The 14,588-nt window shown below is 59.2% G+C and carries 20 protein-coding genes, 1 tRNA gene and 1 pseudogene; 11 read left to right on the forward strand and 11 right to left on the reverse strand.

Annotation, left to right across the window (positions count from 1 at the left end; genetic code table 11):
• Position 1: 1 nt before the first annotated feature.
• From AC3WLP_RS01345 to AC3WLP_RS01355, 3 genes are all read right to left on the reverse strand, one after another.
• Positions 2–2,050, reverse strand: a complete 2,049-nt coding sequence (locus AC3WLP_RS01345) for a phage terminase large subunit family protein (RefSeq protein WP_088512455.1) — start codon at positions 2,048–2,050, stop codon at positions 2–4.
• Between the two features lie 4 nt (positions 2,051–2,054).
• Positions 2,055–2,654, reverse strand: coding sequence for a terminase small subunit (locus AC3WLP_RS01350; RefSeq protein ID WP_088512456.1), 600 nt, complete (start codon positions 2,652–2,654; stop codon positions 2,055–2,057).
• Positions 2,655–2,820: 166 nt separating this feature from the next.
• The gene (locus AC3WLP_RS01355) at positions 2,821–3,165 is read right to left on the reverse strand and encodes a hypothetical protein (RefSeq protein ID WP_088512457.1); all 345 of its coding nucleotides are present in this window, start codon (positions 3,163–3,165) and stop codon (positions 2,821–2,823) included.
• A 120-nt stretch (positions 3,166–3,285) separates the two neighbouring features.
• Between AC3WLP_RS01355 and AC3WLP_RS01360 the strand changes: the two genes are divergently transcribed.
• A complete protein-coding gene (locus tag AC3WLP_RS01360) occupies positions 3,286–3,534 on the forward strand; it encodes a hypothetical protein (RefSeq protein ID WP_088512458.1) in 249 nt (82 codons plus the stop codon).
• 15 nt (positions 3,535–3,549) lie between these two features.
• On the opposite strand, the gene AC3WLP_RS01365 is transcribed toward AC3WLP_RS01360, so the two are convergent.
• The 6 genes from AC3WLP_RS01365 to AC3WLP_RS01390 form a co-directional block, all read right to left on the reverse strand.
• Complete coding sequence (locus tag AC3WLP_RS01365; protein ID WP_044046940.1) at positions 3,550–3,897, reverse strand: phage holin family protein; 348 nt, start codon at positions 3,895–3,897, stop codon at positions 3,550–3,552.
• Between the two features lie 204 nt (positions 3,898–4,101).
• Positions 4,102–4,590 (reverse strand): hypothetical protein, encoded by a 489-nt coding sequence (locus AC3WLP_RS01370; protein ID WP_178085888.1) that lies wholly within the window; start codon positions 4,588–4,590, stop codon positions 4,102–4,104.
• Between the two features lie 388 nt (positions 4,591–4,978).
• A complete protein-coding gene (locus AC3WLP_RS01375) occupies positions 4,979–7,741 on the reverse strand; it encodes a bifunctional DNA primase/polymerase (RefSeq protein WP_088512460.1) in 2,763 nt (920 codons plus the stop codon).
• A complete protein-coding gene (locus tag AC3WLP_RS01380) occupies positions 7,738–7,941 on the reverse strand; it encodes a TraR/DksA family transcriptional regulator (protein WP_088512461.1) in 204 nt (67 codons plus the stop codon). The genes AC3WLP_RS01375 and AC3WLP_RS01380 overlap by 4 nt, the downstream gene beginning before the upstream one ends.
• The gene (locus AC3WLP_RS01385) at positions 7,934–8,422 is read right to left on the reverse strand and encodes a phage regulatory CII family protein (protein ID WP_088512462.1); all 489 of its coding nucleotides are present in this window, start codon (positions 8,420–8,422) and stop codon (positions 7,934–7,936) included. The genes AC3WLP_RS01380 and AC3WLP_RS01385 overlap by 8 nt, the downstream gene beginning before the upstream one ends.
• Before the next feature lie 216 nt (positions 8,423–8,638).
• A complete protein-coding gene (locus tag AC3WLP_RS01390; protein ID WP_088512463.1) occupies positions 8,639–8,845 on the reverse strand; it encodes a helix-turn-helix domain-containing protein in 207 nt (68 codons plus the stop codon).
• Between the two features lie 98 nt (positions 8,846–8,943).
• On the opposite strand from AC3WLP_RS01390, the pseudogene AC3WLP_RS01395 reads away from it, so the two are divergent.
• The 10 genes and pseudogenes from AC3WLP_RS01395 to AC3WLP_RS01440 all read left to right on the forward strand — a co-directional run.
• A pseudogene (locus AC3WLP_RS01395) lies at positions 8,944–9,114 on the forward strand (helix-turn-helix domain-containing protein); the annotation flags it as partial.
• 90 nt (positions 9,115–9,204) lie between these two features.
• Positions 9,205–9,603, forward strand: a complete 399-nt coding sequence (locus AC3WLP_RS01400) for a LexA family protein (RefSeq protein WP_256596043.1) — start codon at positions 9,205–9,207, stop codon at positions 9,601–9,603.
• Positions 9,604–9,702: 99 nt separating this feature from the next.
• A complete protein-coding gene (locus AC3WLP_RS01405) occupies positions 9,703–9,867 on the forward strand; it encodes a hypothetical protein (RefSeq protein ID WP_158249196.1) in 165 nt (54 codons plus the stop codon).
• Positions 9,868–9,881: 14 nt separating this feature from the next.
• A complete protein-coding gene (locus AC3WLP_RS01410; protein ID WP_256596042.1) occupies positions 9,882–10,058 on the forward strand; it encodes a helix-turn-helix domain-containing protein in 177 nt (58 codons plus the stop codon).
• Positions 10,055–10,564 (forward strand): hypothetical protein, encoded by a 510-nt coding sequence (locus AC3WLP_RS01415; protein ID WP_088512466.1) that lies wholly within the window; start codon positions 10,055–10,057, stop codon positions 10,562–10,564. Before AC3WLP_RS01410 ends, AC3WLP_RS01415 begins: the two co-directional genes overlap by 4 nt.
• A gap of 95 nt (positions 10,565–10,659) precedes the next feature.
• Positions 10,660–11,157 carry a hypothetical protein gene (locus AC3WLP_RS01420; RefSeq protein ID WP_088512467.1) on the forward strand — a complete coding sequence of 166 codons (498 nt, stop codon included), beginning with the start codon at positions 10,660–10,662 and terminating at the stop codon, positions 11,155–11,157.
• A complete protein-coding gene (locus AC3WLP_RS01425) occupies positions 11,154–11,447 on the forward strand; it encodes a hypothetical protein (protein ID WP_088512468.1) in 294 nt (97 codons plus the stop codon). Before AC3WLP_RS01420 ends, AC3WLP_RS01425 begins: the two co-directional genes overlap by 4 nt.
• On the forward strand, positions 11,440–11,643 hold the full coding sequence (locus tag AC3WLP_RS01430) for a hypothetical protein (protein ID WP_088512469.1): 204 nt from the start codon (positions 11,440–11,442) through the stop codon (positions 11,641–11,643). Before AC3WLP_RS01425 ends, AC3WLP_RS01430 begins: the two co-directional genes overlap by 8 nt.
• A 240-nt stretch (positions 11,644–11,883) precedes the next feature.
• The gene (locus tag AC3WLP_RS01435; protein ID WP_088512470.1) at positions 11,884–12,120 is read left to right on the forward strand and encodes a DUF4224 domain-containing protein; all 237 of its coding nucleotides are present in this window, start codon (positions 11,884–11,886) and stop codon (positions 12,118–12,120) included.
• Positions 12,121–12,123: 3 nt separating this feature from the next.
• A complete protein-coding gene (locus AC3WLP_RS01440; RefSeq protein WP_088512471.1) occupies positions 12,124–13,188 on the forward strand; it encodes a site-specific integrase in 1,065 nt (354 codons plus the stop codon).
• 102 nt (positions 13,189–13,290) lie between these two features.
• Here the strand turns inward: AC3WLP_RS01440 and AC3WLP_RS01445 are convergent.
• Together AC3WLP_RS01445 and sohB are read right to left on the reverse strand one after the other, a co-directional pair.
• Positions 13,291–13,364, reverse strand: a tRNA-Cys gene (locus tag AC3WLP_RS01445).
• 154 nt (positions 13,365–13,518) lie between these two features.
• Positions 13,519–14,538, reverse strand: coding sequence for a protease SohB (sohB, locus tag AC3WLP_RS01450; RefSeq protein WP_004577258.1), 1,020 nt, complete (start codon positions 14,536–14,538; stop codon positions 13,519–13,521).
• Positions 14,539–14,588 lie beyond the last annotated feature (50 nt).

Genomic DNA, 14,588 nt, shown 5'->3' on the forward strand with positions numbered 1-14,588 from the left:
GTCAGCGTCTCTTTAGGTAGCCGCTGCTGGAGCTGCGGCGTTGCATGGGTTGCGGCGCCGCCCGAGGGGCCTGCTGGGGTGGCGGCGGATCGCTGCGCCTGACCGGCGCCGGCGGAGTTGCAGACCTCAACGGTGTATCGTCTTCGTCCTGATCGTCGGCGTCGGGCTCGGCAGCCTGGGGCCGGGCTGGCTGCGGTTCGCCTTGCTCGAAGAGGCTCGCCTGCGCGAGCGCCTGCCGCAGCTTGTCCCAGTCGTGCTCGACGTAGCGGTGAAGGCCGAGGAAATAGGCCATGGCCAGGTTGTACACCATGAGGTCAAGCGCCTCGTTTCGCTCTGCTTTGCTCTTGATCCATTCGAACCGCTCATGACCCTTCACGTACCGGACGACCTTGCGCTCGGCGACACACTGCTGGAAGAACTCATCGGGCAGGTCCTTGGCGAAATGCAGCGCGCCAGGCCCTTTTTCAAAGTTGTAACGGTTGTAGATCCAGTCTTTGGCCGTGTCGGTACCAACAATCCACAGTTCGGCACCATTGCGTTCGGTCTGGCCCTTCCAGGTGACGTCAACCTGTGACGGACGCTGGGCGATCACGGCCTTACCCGGCTTGCTCGCCCCCTTGAGCGCGAACACGTTGCGCCATCGACGCACACGGGTGAACTGGTAGACCTCATGCGTATGGTGACCGCCGGAGTCAATGCCAGTGGCCAGGATCGCGAGGCACACCCCACAAGGGTGCCGGTACCGATGCTTCAAGCGGTCATCCAGCAAAGCCCAGGTACGTTCGTCGGCAGGGTCGCCAGGGATCACCTGGTGATCGACCACCCAGCGCTCCATGCCGGCGCCCCAGGCCATAACCATCACCTCCAGGCGGTTGGCCTGGACGTCAACGGAGGCCGTCAGCGCCAGCGCTCCCACAGGCAAGGTGCCCAGCACGTAGTCCTCTTGCAGCGCACGGGCCTGCAGCACCTCGGCCTTGGTCTGCTCAATTGCGCTATCCCAGACCTCAGCCAACCGGGTGTTGTAGAAAACCTGCATGGGGTGCAGATTGCCGCGATTCTGAGCAAGCTTGGCTTCTTCATATTCCCGAGCCAGCGTGGCCCAAGATTGCCAACCTAATGGGGCATACAATGCGCTTAGGTGGAAGCTCACCGTCTCGCCATCACCTTGCGCATGAGCGCGCCACTCACCTTTGGTCAGCATATCTGCCTTGTGGTGCTCCTCAATAAGCACATCGCACTCAGGTCCCGCACATTGGTAGTGCGTGGTGCTGTAATCAGCCGAATACAACAGTCGTTCCCAGACCAACACCTGCATGTGCCCGCAATGCGGGCAAGGCACGTAGTAGTGCCGCTGATCCCCCATCATGTAGAGGTCATCAATTCGTGACATGCCCTTGATGAGCGGAGAGCTAGAAAAGTAGAACTTAGCGTTACGCCCAAACGTACTACCCCTAGCTTCGGCCAGCTTGATCGGGTCACCTTCCTGGTTGACGTCCACCTCCCATCGATCAACCTCATCGCCATACACATACCGAGCCGAAAGCTCAGACAGGTTGGCCGCCGAGCCGGCCGTAGTGGCAAACAGTGCGCCACCATCGAATTCCTTCGTGTCCAAGGTATTACGGGAATCCCTGGACCGGACCGCCGCCACCCGCGCTTTCAGCTCAGGGACTGAATCGATGGTCTTGCCGATGCGAGAAGACACCCGCTTTGCCAAGCTCCCGGTGGGCAGTAGTGTCAAGATGTTGGCCGGAGCCATGTGGATCAGCGCTCCGATCCAGTTCAGGGCGATCTGCGTTTTCATCAGCTGCGAAGCGATTTTGGTTACCACCCGCTTGCACGGGTGAGCAGGTGACAGGCAGCGCATAGGTTCGCGGGCATACGGCGTACGCGCGGTGCGATACTTGCCAGGCTCTGCGGCACCGGTACCACGCGGGATTCGCATGTACTCATCTGCCCATTCGTCGACCCAAAGATCAGGGTCAGGCGTAAGCCCTCGGCAAAACGCTTCGCGGTACACCTCTGCACCGTCTGCGTATCCGGTGGGCATAAGCTCAGCTCTGGTTAGTGGATTGTTTCAGGCCAATGGCCTGTTCAAGGTCGGCGCTATTCATGTTGGCGGCTTCGGTGAAGATCCGACGGAAAGTGTCAATGAGGTGCCTCTCGACTTCCCACAAGTCGCTCATCCCAACCAGCTCGCCAGCTAGCTGTGGGGCCAAGCCGAAAAACTGCTCACGAAGCAGCCTCCCCGCTGCGAACGCCGCGCCTTCGACTGCGGCCCGCTCAACCAGATTGCCTCGAACCTTGTAGAACTCGGTCTCCGCCAGACCCGCAAGGTAGAACTCGCGATGAGCCTTCGACCGCTGGAAGTTAGGGCCACCAGAAGGCGACAGTTCCGGTTGCTGCACCGCAGGTGTGTCGCCGCCAGGTTGGAGGTGACTACGCACATCCCGCTCGACTCGGTTTTCTTCATGCCGGGCCGCGACAGCGGCCTTGCTCGGATCGGCCGATTCGGCCAGCAGCGCCTCGGTGGCTTCGACGTCGACCTTGCCGTCCGAGCAAAGCACCAGGCGGTCCTGCTTGCCGAGTTTTGAAACGTAGGATTTCGACCATCCGTGGCGGGCAGCGAACTCCGATTTGGTGAGATAAGTCATGTCGGAAAGTCCAGTTCACCCAATGAACTCAGGGGGTTAACCAGTTCACCGCAGTTCACTAAGCTGGTGAACTGTCCGCTAGCGAAGAACCGCGGGTTTCCTGCCCCGTACCCCGGCCGTATCGCCAGGGTCCCCGCCCCTAACGAGCAACGGCCAAAGCACTTCATCACACCAACCAGCAGCCGACCCCATAGAGGCCAACCAACGCCGCACCGACACCGGCCAGAAAAGGCCACACTGGGGCAGGATGGCTTTTGATCTCCGCAACGGCGCCAGGCGCAATCGGCTCCACGCTCGGACGCTTCTGCTCCCAAGGCAACAGTTCAGCATTTGCGCAAGACTCGTGCGCCAAGTCGGTACGAACCACAAAACCGCGATCAGAAGTACGCGCCACCGCTTCGTCGCCCTTACGCAGAACCAGTTCGCAACCCAAAGGCGCGAAGTCGTCAGCCTCGATACAAATGGGCAAAGGACGATCAGGCAAAAACACGGTGTAAGTTTTCTGAGTCATAAGCACCTCACAGGTAGGTTGAGCCCACCGATTGGTGAGCTGTAAAAATAAGAGCAGGCGTGGTAACAAGTCCGGTTGGCAGGCATCGCTCCGACGCCCCCATCAAAAAGGGACTTGAAAATGCAGTTCGATATCTACCGCGATCAGGCGCTTGAGAGACTTCTGATCGTGAAGCGCGGCACAAGCATCAATCAGCTTGAAGATCTCCAACCTGGTTTCCTGAACGGGCTTGAACGACCAAACCAAGTCGATAGCGAAGTCGGTGGCCTCCCCTTGGGACTCAATAGGAAAGAGGTTATCGAGGCTGTAGAGCGTCGCGGCTACTTCGCGAGGACGCTCAAAGCCAGCATTAATGAGGTTGACGACTAATCAGAAACGCTTGTCTTAACCGGCACCAGGGTGACTGGGCGGTGGCATCTCGCTCACGCCCAGCCGCTTGGCGGCCCAGCGCATGTAGAGATTGATCGCGACATCGGCGCCGGCCATTGCAGCCAGGCAACCAACCGCTGCCGCCGCCCATACTGAAACGCCGAGGGCGTACAGCAGCATGTTGGTAGACAGGCCGCAGGTCACGCAGGCACCAGACCGCAACGCCAACCGCCGAATCAGCCCCCACCCACGAGCGCCCGCCATGTCGGCCCGCCACATCTCTCCCGAAACACCGCCGACCAGGGACAGCACGATCACCATCCAGATCGGCAGTTCGGCTAACGTTTGTTGCTCGCTGTTCATGTAAGCCTCATTGGCAAAGCACTGCGCCAGAAAAAGAAAACCCCGCCATTTGGCAGGGTTCTCAATGCGCCGACAGGTCGGGGCGGGCTGCACAGCACAGTGCTTGTGGGGGAAGCGCCTAAGCGCACTTTTGATATCGTGGTGCCTTTTTACATGCCACCGGAAAAACCGAAAAGGGGTAATTTTCGGTACATGGAACTGCATCTATTCCCGTGGTTCTAGAGGGCTTGCCAGCGTCATACCTACCCGACGAACGGTATGCAACCGAACTCGGCCTGATCGCGCAGCAAGGATAGCGAGCACCTGGAGATGTAGTGCCTTGACCCAGTTCCGATAGGTTCTGTCTGCCTGTTCGGCCAGCCCGACTTCGCGCATTTGTTCCCGCATGCTGGCCTGGTGGATGTAGCGCAGAGTGGCCAGCTTGGCCAGGGTCACCCCTCGGTCGTTTCGACGGGACAACTCCGCTACAGCTGCATCAACTTCTGCCGCCGCGTGGTCGAGACCCGCCCCACTCACTAAAATCCGCGACCCCGCAGCACCACCTCTCGGGGCAGCGCCCTTCCACTCCATGATGGTACCCATCTGGCTGCCCATGCTGGAGGTCAGCCCCAGCCGCGAACGCTGCTCCCCCCAATGCTGCATCAGCTCACCCACCAGGCGAAGGCGGGAGGATTGATCGATCAACTCAGCCATATCGGACTTGTGCTGTGCCTCACGCACCAGGAGCTGAAGGCGTAATCCCTGATCAATAGTCATCGCGATCCCTCCAGAAAATACACCCAGCACAAAATCACCCAACCCAACACAAACCCAACACAGATAAAACCCAATAAATTCAACGAATTAACAATAGGCGTGTTGAGTGTGTTGGGTTTGTTGGGTTTTTTAGTCCTCGCATAGGTTTTTTTTCTTGGACGTGGAGCCGGGAGAAACATTTCGCGCGCACGCGTGCGCGCGCGCAAACCCGACACACCCAACACAGAGGTACGCGAAACCTTAAAATACGGGGGTTCAACGCGTGTCGGGTTGCTCAAACCCACCCAACACAAACCCAACACACCCAACACAGGGGCTCTTGGTTTCATGCTGCGACCCCCTTGACGTGTTCCCACGCATCGACGTTCCACCCTGCAAGTTTCGCCTTGCTGCGCCAGGTGATAACGGCTTGCCCCAGCTCGGCCGCATTGAACGATGGGGGCAGGGAAGCCTCGGGATCGTCGGGGAAGAAGAACGCCGCAAATCGACGGTTATTACCCTCCGTCCACGGGATCGAGCGCGTCTTCTCCACCGTTGCGCTGAGCATCAGTGAGAACTTCGTCTGACTCATGGAGTGCTCTTTGTTACGCGAACACCACTCAATGAACAGCGCGTACAGGTCTGTCGCGAGGCAGCAACCCCACAAACCTCGACCAAGCTCTCCAGTTTGCCAGAGGCTCAGGAAAGTTTGCCATGCTGTTCGACTAAGCGCGACCAAGCGTTGCCGCGCCTCGGTCTTCGGAGGGCGGGTACGCTGGTTGAAATCGTCGAGGTCGACCGCGAGCAGCCAACCGTATAGTGCCGCCACACCGCCGTTGACCAACTCCCGGCCGATGGCCTTCTGCCGCTCGACCGGTAGTGTTTGCAGCGGCCACATCACCAGCATCCGGCGATCATCATCGCTGATAGGCCACGGCATGATCTCGTTGCTCAGGAAGACCGCATTCATATGGTTGGCCTCCTCCCAGCCGTTGATGAACTTGGACTCCATGCGCACCGTCTTACCAGTGATCATATGCTTGATCTTACCCACCTGGTTGTAACGCTGGTCTCGGCTGACGACCTCCTCGAACACAGCCCAGAGCTTGCGGCTCTGCCAGGCGTTGAAGCTACCTTCCAACTGCGTCTGCCCAACTGTCGCGGCGTACTGGCCGTACAACTGGCCGAAGATATCCGCGAACAGCAGACTCTTGCCCGAGCCCTCCATGATGGAGTGCATCAGCACTGCTGTATCCATCTTGGCCCCCATATTCTGCAGTGGATACGCTAACCACTTCGTCAGCCAGCCAAGCGCTTCCTCGTCATGGTTGCATAGGAACGAAATCAACCAGCGCAGGTTCTCGCAGGCCGCGTCATCACGCACCGGCTCCAGGGGCAGCCCTTCGAAGGTGTTGATGTAGATGTTGGGGTCCTTGGTCATGGTGGGGTCGAACACGATATGGTCGACGTCCACAACGCGGCGGTCCTGGCTGTTGAGCCACCACTTGTACTCTTCGCCCATGGCCATTTTCACGGCGCCTTCGGCGATACGGCGCTTCTTCTCTCTGTCCCAAACATCCTTGGTACCATCGATGTACACGTACCGCTCGATGGGGTCGAGCTTCAACGCCCCGCCCTTCTTGGCTGACAGACGTCGGGCTTGATCAAGCTCTTGAGCCTGCTCGGAAGCAATCAGCTTCTTGTCAGTACGCTCCATCCACTCTTTCGCAAGCGGCTTGCCTACCAAAGCCTCAAAGCCGCCACGTTTCATCGGCTTTGCCTTGTCTATATCCCAGACGTTCGTGGTCCCCTCGACCAAGGCGAAACGGCGCATTGCGGCGTCGATTCCCATTGCGCTTCCCCCCTCCCCCCGGCTGGCCGAGGAGCCGGCCGGGCTGGCAACCTCGACGTCCGATGGAAGACGGGGAAAATGCTCGGCATCGCTGTCGACAACCGGCTGCAACTCGGCCTGCTCGACAATCGATGGGGCATGGGGAAGTTCGCCCAATGGCGGCGGTGCCGGCGGACGAGACTTCGCGTCAATGCCCAGGATCTGAGCGGCCGCCCTGGTCGCAGCCCTCTGGTCACCGTCGTGCCTCAGAATGCAGAACACGTCGAACGCGTCGTTCTTGTGCCCATTTGCCAGCGGGTCCGAGGTGTGATGCGAGTACAGCTTTCCATCCGTGATAGTCACGCCCGGCAACCCTGAGCTGCTGTGCGGGCTCAACCACTTTCCATCCATGCGCTTGTAACCATGCGCCTCAATCATCGTGGCGATGTCATGGATACGATTGAATTCAGGGATCACCTCGGGGAGCCTGTCGCCAGATCGAGCTGCAGCCGGTGATGGCTTGGGCATGGGACGGGCTGCAGGCGCTACCGGCTTCGGCCTCCACGGGCAAACAGCCTCTCCCTTGGGCTTGAATTCATCCCAGTCCTGCCAGATGGCCAGCAGATCGGCAGGCAACTCAGGCAAGCCACCTGCCACCGGCGGGGTACGCCATGTATAGGGCTTACGAGTGCCTGGATGAATGGATGGTGGCAGCACGTCCTGCACCAGGCCGCCCCGCAGCTCGAACACTGTCACTTTCTTAAAGGGTTCAGCCGCCATGCGGAAAGCCGCCTCGCGAGTCGCATCGCCCTCGTCCATGGCAGACTTTACTTGCGCCATGAGCCCCTTGTAGATGGCGCCATCAGGGTCATTCTTGTTCGGCCACACCAGCGCATGCCGGCTCAGCTCCACACCCTCAGGAACACGAAACATCACGCGGAATCGTTCAGGGTTGCCCACAGAGGTCGGGTAAGCGTCGGCGAGTGCGTCGACATCGAGCCCGAGCGTCTGCTGCAAGACCAGCCGGGTCAGCTCTACATCATCAACATCAAGCGAGCAGACCCGACTTGGGCCAAGCACTACCCCAAGGTTATGGTTCGGACGCATCGTCCAGAACGCTTCAGCTGCGTCTGCGTCGGTGATATAGCCACCGGGCTTGTTCCAGCCGTTACCTTTCGGTCCCTTCTCGCCTGGTTCAATCGGAACCAGGGCAAGACCGAAGGCTTCAATGTAACGACGCGACCAATCGGCTGTGGTGGGAGGTTGACGCTCACTCATCGGCGCCGCTCCCGCAGCTCTTGGCAGCTGACGCAGGTTTCACAACCTGCGACAGCGTGCTGTCGCAGGAGCGGGATCGGCTCGTCGCAGTCTTCGCAAAACTGCGCGCTTGGCCCTACAAACTTGCCGGTCTGGCGCTTGAGCGCCGCTTGCAGGAAGTACTCGGCCTGGTCGTTAGCGCGATCAATATCATCAGCCATTGGCGCGATCCTCCATGGCCTGACGCGCACCCGCCATGATCGCTAGTACCTGGCGAATGACGTCCACGCCACGCTGCTCGAGATGTAGCACTTCGTGGGGTTCCCATACGTTGTCGGCAGCACCGTCATGCATGCTTCCAACGAACTCTCCGGCTTCATCCAGCAGCTTGCCGACCGCCTTGAGTGCTCCATGCGTCGCTGGCATCGGCTCTGGGCGATACCAGACGACACCTGCAGCTCTGCCAATGGCGTCAAGGACTCGGGCGGACCTGGTCCACTGAAGGACTTCCTCCAACTCGTCGGGGGATAGCCAGCGACGCTCTTCGTCGTGCTTGAGCTTCTTCTGCAGGGCATCGATATCAATGCCCATGTCATAGGCGAGCGCGGTGATTCCGCCCGGATAGTCACGACCAGCGCGATAGAGCGCCTGCCGCAGGGAAAGCACCGGGCCAGCGCCCGGCAAAGTGTCGATGCGACTCATAACCGTTAAACCTCGGTTAACGGTGTAGCCATGGGAGCGGGCAAGCCCTATCCTACGACTACGACCGATATGCCTGTTCCAATGTGTTGTGCGACACGGCTTGTCGTTCTAGTCATCCGGAGCAACTTGTGGTGAGAGGTTCCGGATGGCGGGGATACACAGTGCTTTGCACTGCTAACGCCGAGCTGGGGGATTCTTGTGGTGAGAGGCCCCAGCTCAGCAATCCTTTTGCGGGCCGCCCTCAGCAGGCTGGCCCATCTGTTCCTCATAAAAGCGCTCAATCGCTTTGCCCGCCTCATAGCGGATCGCCGCGCCCTTCGTTGCTCGATAAATGGTTGGCTGGGTAACCCCCACTCGCTCAGCAATAGCGCGCTGCGAGAAACCCCGTTCAATCAGTTTTTGAAGCATCTCTTGTATGGACATAGCGCTTACCTATTCGTTAGCGAATAGATGGATATTACCCAAACGAATAGATGTAAGCAATACACTTGCGATACGTAAACAAATCAGAGCAATGAGCAGTGATAGGAAACCGCATAGCAAAGCGCATGCATGAGCTAGGGCTGTCCGGAGGCGAGCTCGCCAGGAGGTCTGGCGTACCACAACCCACTATTCACAGAATATTGTCTGGAACGTCCGCCAGCCCCCGCCAACAGAATGTTGAAAGAATTGCTAAAGTGCTGGGAGTCTCTACCGAATGGCTCTGGAAAGGTGAAGCCAACCCCGCGGTCACAACCGGCCCGCACTCAAACGTCGAACCAGGACCAAAGGTTCGCGGATTCGTGCCGTTGATTTCCTGGGTGCAAGCTGGGGCGTGGTGCGAAATGCAGGAGCCTTTTGAGCTTCAGAATGTCGAGTCCTGGCTGCCTTGCGCGGTTTCGCACAGCAGCGGCACGTTTGCCCTTAGAGTTCGCGGCCTTTCGATGTTCAACCCGCATGAACGTCGCTCATTCAGAGAGGGCGACATAATCTTTGTCGACCCCGCGAAGGACTACGAGAACGGCTCTCTGGTAATCGCAAAGCTCGCGGATAGCAAGGAAGCAACGTTCAAACAGCTTGTCATCGAAGGCGAACGCCAGTTCCTCAAGCCACTGAACCCATCCTGGCCAGATCCCATCATTGAGCTACCAGATGATGCCGTGATCTGCGGCGTGGTCGTATCGAAGGTGGAGATATTCTGATGTATTGAGGTATACGCGGGCAGTACGAAAAGGTATTGACCCAGCGTATTCGTTTAAGTATTGTCTGAGCCGCAATCCTCTCACCACCGAGGCTCAGACATGCTACGCGCACAACGCACCCAAGGGTGCAAGGTCTACTTGCACCCCACCGCCTGCACCCGCCCCAGCTTCATTGATGCCTTCCAGCGCCGCACCGGACTGAAAGTCATCACCACGCCCACAGGCTTAGCAATGGCCACCCTGGACGACGGGGGGCACGCATGACACAGGTCGAGCTAATGACACCCGACCAGGCGGCAAACCTGCTCGGCGTCAGCCCCAGGACTCTCGCCGCATGGCGATGCACTGGGCGCTATTCCGTGCCGTATATCAAAGTGGGTTCCAAGGTCCGCTACCCCCGCAAACAGCTCAATGAGTGGCTCTCCAACCGACCAACTGGAGGGAGCCAAGCATGAGCGAGTTCTTCATTCCCCTCCGCCGCGTGATGCTGCTCCAGCATGTACTGGAGAACGGAGGCACGACCCGCTGCCCAATGCAGCGCCCCGAAACCAGCATCGACGCCCATGTTGAGATCGAGAACGACCTTCGCACCCACCAAGTGAAGGTGACGTTCGGACCCGCCACCGGATCGATCACCCTTCAGAGAGGCGACTCGTCGAAGTACATGGCCCTTCGGGACTTTCTGCAGGACCTGGCCAACGGCCGGACGGAATCAGGACGGCGATCAGGAGAGGCCATCGCAATGCGGGAGGCGCTGGAATCGGTCAATACCGCTCTCGGACCCGAGCACACTGCCTACATCAGCCCCACTACCGACCCTGAACACCCTTTCCGCGTGATCGTGCTGGATGATCTTGGGGACATCTGTGCCAGCACTAAAGGCCACTGCAAGGACCAGCTCGTCGAGACTGTCCGCCGCCAGCTCCGGCCTACTTCCGTGGGGCACGGGGAGCATCAATAAGTAACAAGGCGGCCCCGGCCACCTGGGGCACTTCGCTCAGTACCAAGCCTCACCACAGCTTTACCGCTTGGGACTGAACATCAGGAGCACAACACATGCAACCGCATCAACAAGTTCTTGCCATGGGCATCCTCTGGCTGATCACCCTGCTCATCCTGCCTTTCCTGTTTGCGAAAGCCCGCCATCGCGCCTTCAACCGAGGCCTGGACGCCGGCAAACAGCGCCTGAAAGCCGATATGAAATTGCAGATCAAAGGCCTTCAAGACGACCTGGACGAAGCCCGAGTCCAGACCGAGGCGGACCAGCGTAAGCATCACCTAGCTATCGCACACCTCAAAGGCAGCATCCGCGAACTCGAAGCCCGGATCATGTCCTTCACCGGGCTTGCAGTGACCAGGGCGGACTACGAGCTACTCATCAGCGCCTTGGAAACCCTGAGCCTCACCGAGCGGACGCTAACCGCAATGAAGGCAACTCAGCAGGCATCACGCGCCAGACTACAAGCTGTTGGACTGGAGGGTCTGGCTAAACGCATTCACACCCAACTGCGCGAAACCCCGGCCAGCCGCGCAAACGCTGGGACTGCAGCATGACCATACACAAGCACCTCTGGGAAACGGTTGACCCTTACGACGGCGGCTATCACATCTGCAAAAAATGCAAGCTTGGCTCTCAAGGCGAACGTCTAGCGACACCCTGCTCCGTTTCAGACGCTGAGCATCACGCCGTCGCTTGGCTCGGCCAGGCCGGGCTGTATCGCACGCGGTTTGACGCCGTGCGCAATTGTGAGCAGTCGCTTATGCCTATCTCTGCCAACGAACTGTTCGAGCTTGCCAACCGCCAGGTGCTCAGCCAACTCAGTGAGGGTCGTGAACATGCCTAACCATCAACGCCTTTGGCAACTGATCAGCCTTGTGCTTGTCGTGGCGCTGATCGCCGCTTTGGTCGAATTACAGCGCCTCAACGAAGCCCGACGCCCTCAGCCGGAGACGCTACCCACGGTGAACAGCCGCCAGAACTTCGAGCACTTGGCCTTCAGCCCGAACGCTCGTCGAATCAATGAGAGGTTCTCGCTGTGACAACCACCCCCAATTACAGGCCGAACACCAAGGACGCCAAGGGGATGCAGAGTTTCGTCCGCCCCGCCATGTCCGTTATGTGTGATGCCTGCGGCATTCCGCCTACACGCGGCAAACACGGCCGCTGCGCCAAGATCCGCCAAGCAGCAGGCTTCGCCACCATCCAGGGCGGGCGAGCAGATCATCAAGTCCCGAACGTGAACACCAACCTTCCGCCATCGAAGGCGGGGAGCCCGCACCATGGAACATGCAAGCGAGTTTCTTGACGAGGAAGAGGTGGTTCGAATCACCGGCTACCAGATCCCAAGCAAACAAATCGCCTGGCTGGCCAAAAACGGCTGGCAGTACACGCTGACTCGGGCCCGGCGGCCCGTTGTTGGGCGGGTATACGCCCGCCTCAAAATGGCTGGCGTGAAGCCAACCGCAACGAATGCAGCAACAGAAACTTGGACTTTAGACTTATCGCGCGTGGGGTAAAAGATGCGCAACAGGAAGGCATCGAACAAGGACCTGCCGCCTCGGATGTTGCGGCGAGTTCGCAAGCTGAAGAGCGGTAAATTGTGGGTTGGGTATTACTACAACGGGAGGGATGCAGACGGAAAGCGACAGGAAATTCCACTGGGGACAGACCTAGCAGAGGCCAAGCTCGAGTGGGCGCGCCTGGAGCACAAGGCGGCGCCGAAGGTGATGGCAACGATGGGTGAACTGTTCGACCGGTACGAGCGGGACATCATCCCGGCGAAGGCGCCACGGACCCAGAAAGACAACAAGTACGAGCTCGAGCGGCTGCGCACGGCATTTGCCGATGCCCCAATCGAGGCAATCACCCCGCCCGTCGTCGCCCAGTACCGGGATGCCCGCACCGCGAAGACCCGGGCAAACCGGGAAATCGCCCTGCTTTCGCACGTATTTACCATGGCCATGGAATGGGGCTTTGCCGAGCGCAACCCCTGCCTGGCTGTTCGCCGGAACAAGGAGAAGGTCCGCGACTTCTACGCCGCCGACGAAATCTGGGACGCAGTGTACGCGGAGGCCGACCAGGGCCTGAAGGACGCCATGGACCTCGCCTACCTGGCTGGCCAGCGCCCGGCGGATACCCTGAAGTTCAGCACCGTCGACCTCGACGAGGACTACCTGTGGGTCGACCAGAACAAGACCGACAAGAAACTTCGCATCCGCCGGCACGTCAACGGCGAACTCACTGGCCTGGGCCTATTCATCGAGGCGCTCCTGGAGCGGCGCAAGCTGCAAGGCGTGCGCAACTCACGCCTCATCACCAATGACTCAGGCCTGCGCATGAGCTGGGAAATGCTGAGGAACCGATTCAGCGAGGCGCGGGACAAGGCAGCACGCAAGCTGATAGCCGATGGCAACACAGACTTGGCCACCAAAGTTCGCCAGTTCCAGTTCCGCGATATCCGACCGAAGGCCGCGTCGGAGATTGAGGACATCAGCCACGCGAGCCGGCTGCTTGGGCACTCCAAGGAGGAAATCACCAAGCGCGTTTATCGCCGGGTCGGTGAGGTAGTCAGCCCGACCAAATAGGGGGCCGATGCGGAAACGATGCCCAATGATGCGGAAACGATTGTTGTTTTCTGCGCACAAAGAAAAACCCCGCAGACGTTAATCTGCGGGGCTTTCGAATGGTGGAGGCCGAGGTCGGAATCGAACCGGCGTAGACGGATTTGCAATCCGGAGCATAACCACTTTGCTACTCGGCCTCAAAGGTCGGATCTAGCTGCTTGCGCTTTGCTATCTCCTTGAAACGCTGAACCTTTTTCAAAGTTTGCTGCGTTTCGATGGGCGCCATTATGTCTTCATTCTTTTAACCTTGCAACCCCCTGAACGAAAAAAAATTTCAACGGGTTCAAGGTGTTAGCGCAGGCGGCTGAGTTTACTCCACAAGCCCACCACCGCGTTCTCCACGGTACCGCTGGCGGCCATGCCAATCCGCTCCTGCAGGCTCTTGCGTTCGGCATAGTGCAGGTGGAACAGGTTGGCGTTGCGTGCGCGCTCGCTCAGGTACTCGTCACTGGTCTGCAACTCGTCAACCAGCTTGCGATTCAAGGCGGCCACGCCCAGCCAGACTTCGCCAGTGGCCACTTCATCGATGTGCAACTGCGGACGATAGCGGGAAACGAAATCCTTGAACAACTGGTGAGTGATGTCCAGGTCTTCCTGGAACTTCTCCCGGCCCTTCTCGGTGTTTTCGCCAAAGACGGTCAGGGTGCGCTTGTATTCGCCAGCAGTCAGCACTTCGAAGTCGATGTCGTGTTTTTTCAGCAGGCGGTTGACGTTGGGCAACTGCGCCACCACGCCAATAGACCCCAGTACGGCGAATGGGGCACTGACGATCTTCTCGCCGATGCAGGCCATCATGTACCCACCGCTGGCAGCCACCTTGTCGATACACACGGTCAACGGGATGCCCGCCTGGCGAATACGCGCCAGTTGCGACGCAGCCAAGCCGTAACTGTGCACCAGGCCACCGCCGCTTTCCAAGCGCAGTACCACTTCGTCACGCGCGGTGGCGAGCGTCAGCAGCGCAGTGATTTCGTTGCGCAGGCTTTCGGTGGCTGAGGCTTTGATGTCGCCATCGAAGTCCAGTACGAATACCCGGCTCTTGTCCTCGGCCTTGCCCTTCTTCTGCTGTTTTTCCGCCTTGGCCTGCTGCTTGCGCAGGGCCTTGAGCTGAGCCTTGTCGAGCAAGCCGGACTCCAGGCGCTCACGCAGGTCCTTGTAAAAATCGTTCAGCCGGGTGACCTGTAATTGCCCGCCCGATTTGCGCCGACCTTTGCCACGCAGCCCGGCGATCGCCGACAGCACCACCAGTATGGCGATGACCAGGGTGGCGGTTTTGGCGAGAAAGCTTGCGTATTCGGCAAGAAACTCCACGTTGACTCCTTAAATACCTGCGCCACTACGGCGCGTCACTGTTGCAAGCA

This window comes from Pseudomonas sp. FW305-E2, assembly GCF_058782925.1.

Excerpts from the sequence above, each read along its gene's own strand:
- AC3WLP_RS01345 (WP_088512455.1), bottom strand. The coding sequence starts at position 2,050 with ATGCCCACCGGATACGCAGACGGTGCAGAGGTGTACCGCGAAGCGTTT.
- AC3WLP_RS01350 (WP_088512456.1), bottom strand. The coding sequence starts at position 2,654 with ATGACTTATCTCACCAAATCGGAGTTCGCTGCCCGCCACGGATGGTCG.
- AC3WLP_RS01355 (WP_088512457.1), bottom strand. The coding sequence starts at position 3,165 with ATGACTCAGAAAACTTACACCGTGTTTTTGCCTGATCGTCCTTTGCCC.
- AC3WLP_RS01360 (WP_088512458.1), top strand. The coding sequence starts at position 3,286 with ATGCAGTTCGATATCTACCGCGATCAGGCGCTTGAGAGACTTCTGATC.
- AC3WLP_RS01365 (WP_044046940.1), bottom strand. The coding sequence starts at position 3,897 with ATGAACAGCGAGCAACAAACGTTAGCCGAACTGCCGATCTGGATGGTG.
- AC3WLP_RS01370 (WP_178085888.1), bottom strand. The coding sequence starts at position 4,590 with ATGGCTGAGTTGATCGATCAATCCTCCCGCCTTCGCCTGGTGGGTGAG.
- AC3WLP_RS01375 (WP_088512460.1), bottom strand. The coding sequence starts at position 7,741 with ATGAGTGAGCGTCAACCTCCCACCACAGCCGATTGGTCGCGTCGTTAC.
- AC3WLP_RS01380 (WP_088512461.1), bottom strand. The coding sequence starts at position 7,941 with ATGGCTGATGATATTGATCGCGCTAACGACCAGGCCGAGTACTTCCTG.
- AC3WLP_RS01385 (WP_088512462.1), bottom strand. The coding sequence starts at position 8,422 with ATGAGTCGCATCGACACTTTGCCGGGCGCTGGCCCGGTGCTTTCCCTG.
- AC3WLP_RS01390 (WP_088512463.1), bottom strand. The coding sequence starts at position 8,845 with ATGTCCATACAAGAGATGCTTCAAAAACTGATTGAACGGGGTTTCTCG.
- AC3WLP_RS01405 (WP_158249196.1), top strand. The coding sequence starts at position 9,703 with ATGCTACGCGCACAACGCACCCAAGGGTGCAAGGTCTACTTGCACCCC.
- AC3WLP_RS01410 (WP_256596042.1), top strand. The coding sequence starts at position 9,882 with ATGACACCCGACCAGGCGGCAAACCTGCTCGGCGTCAGCCCCAGGACT.
- AC3WLP_RS01415 (WP_088512466.1), top strand. The coding sequence starts at position 10,055 with ATGAGCGAGTTCTTCATTCCCCTCCGCCGCGTGATGCTGCTCCAGCAT.
- AC3WLP_RS01420 (WP_088512467.1), top strand. The coding sequence starts at position 10,660 with ATGCAACCGCATCAACAAGTTCTTGCCATGGGCATCCTCTGGCTGATC.
- AC3WLP_RS01425 (WP_088512468.1), top strand. The coding sequence starts at position 11,154 with ATGACCATACACAAGCACCTCTGGGAAACGGTTGACCCTTACGACGGC.
- AC3WLP_RS01430 (WP_088512469.1), top strand. The coding sequence starts at position 11,440 with ATGCCTAACCATCAACGCCTTTGGCAACTGATCAGCCTTGTGCTTGTC.
- AC3WLP_RS01435 (WP_088512470.1), top strand. The coding sequence starts at position 11,884 with ATGGAACATGCAAGCGAGTTTCTTGACGAGGAAGAGGTGGTTCGAATC.
- AC3WLP_RS01440 (WP_088512471.1), top strand. The coding sequence starts at position 12,124 with ATGCGCAACAGGAAGGCATCGAACAAGGACCTGCCGCCTCGGATGTTG.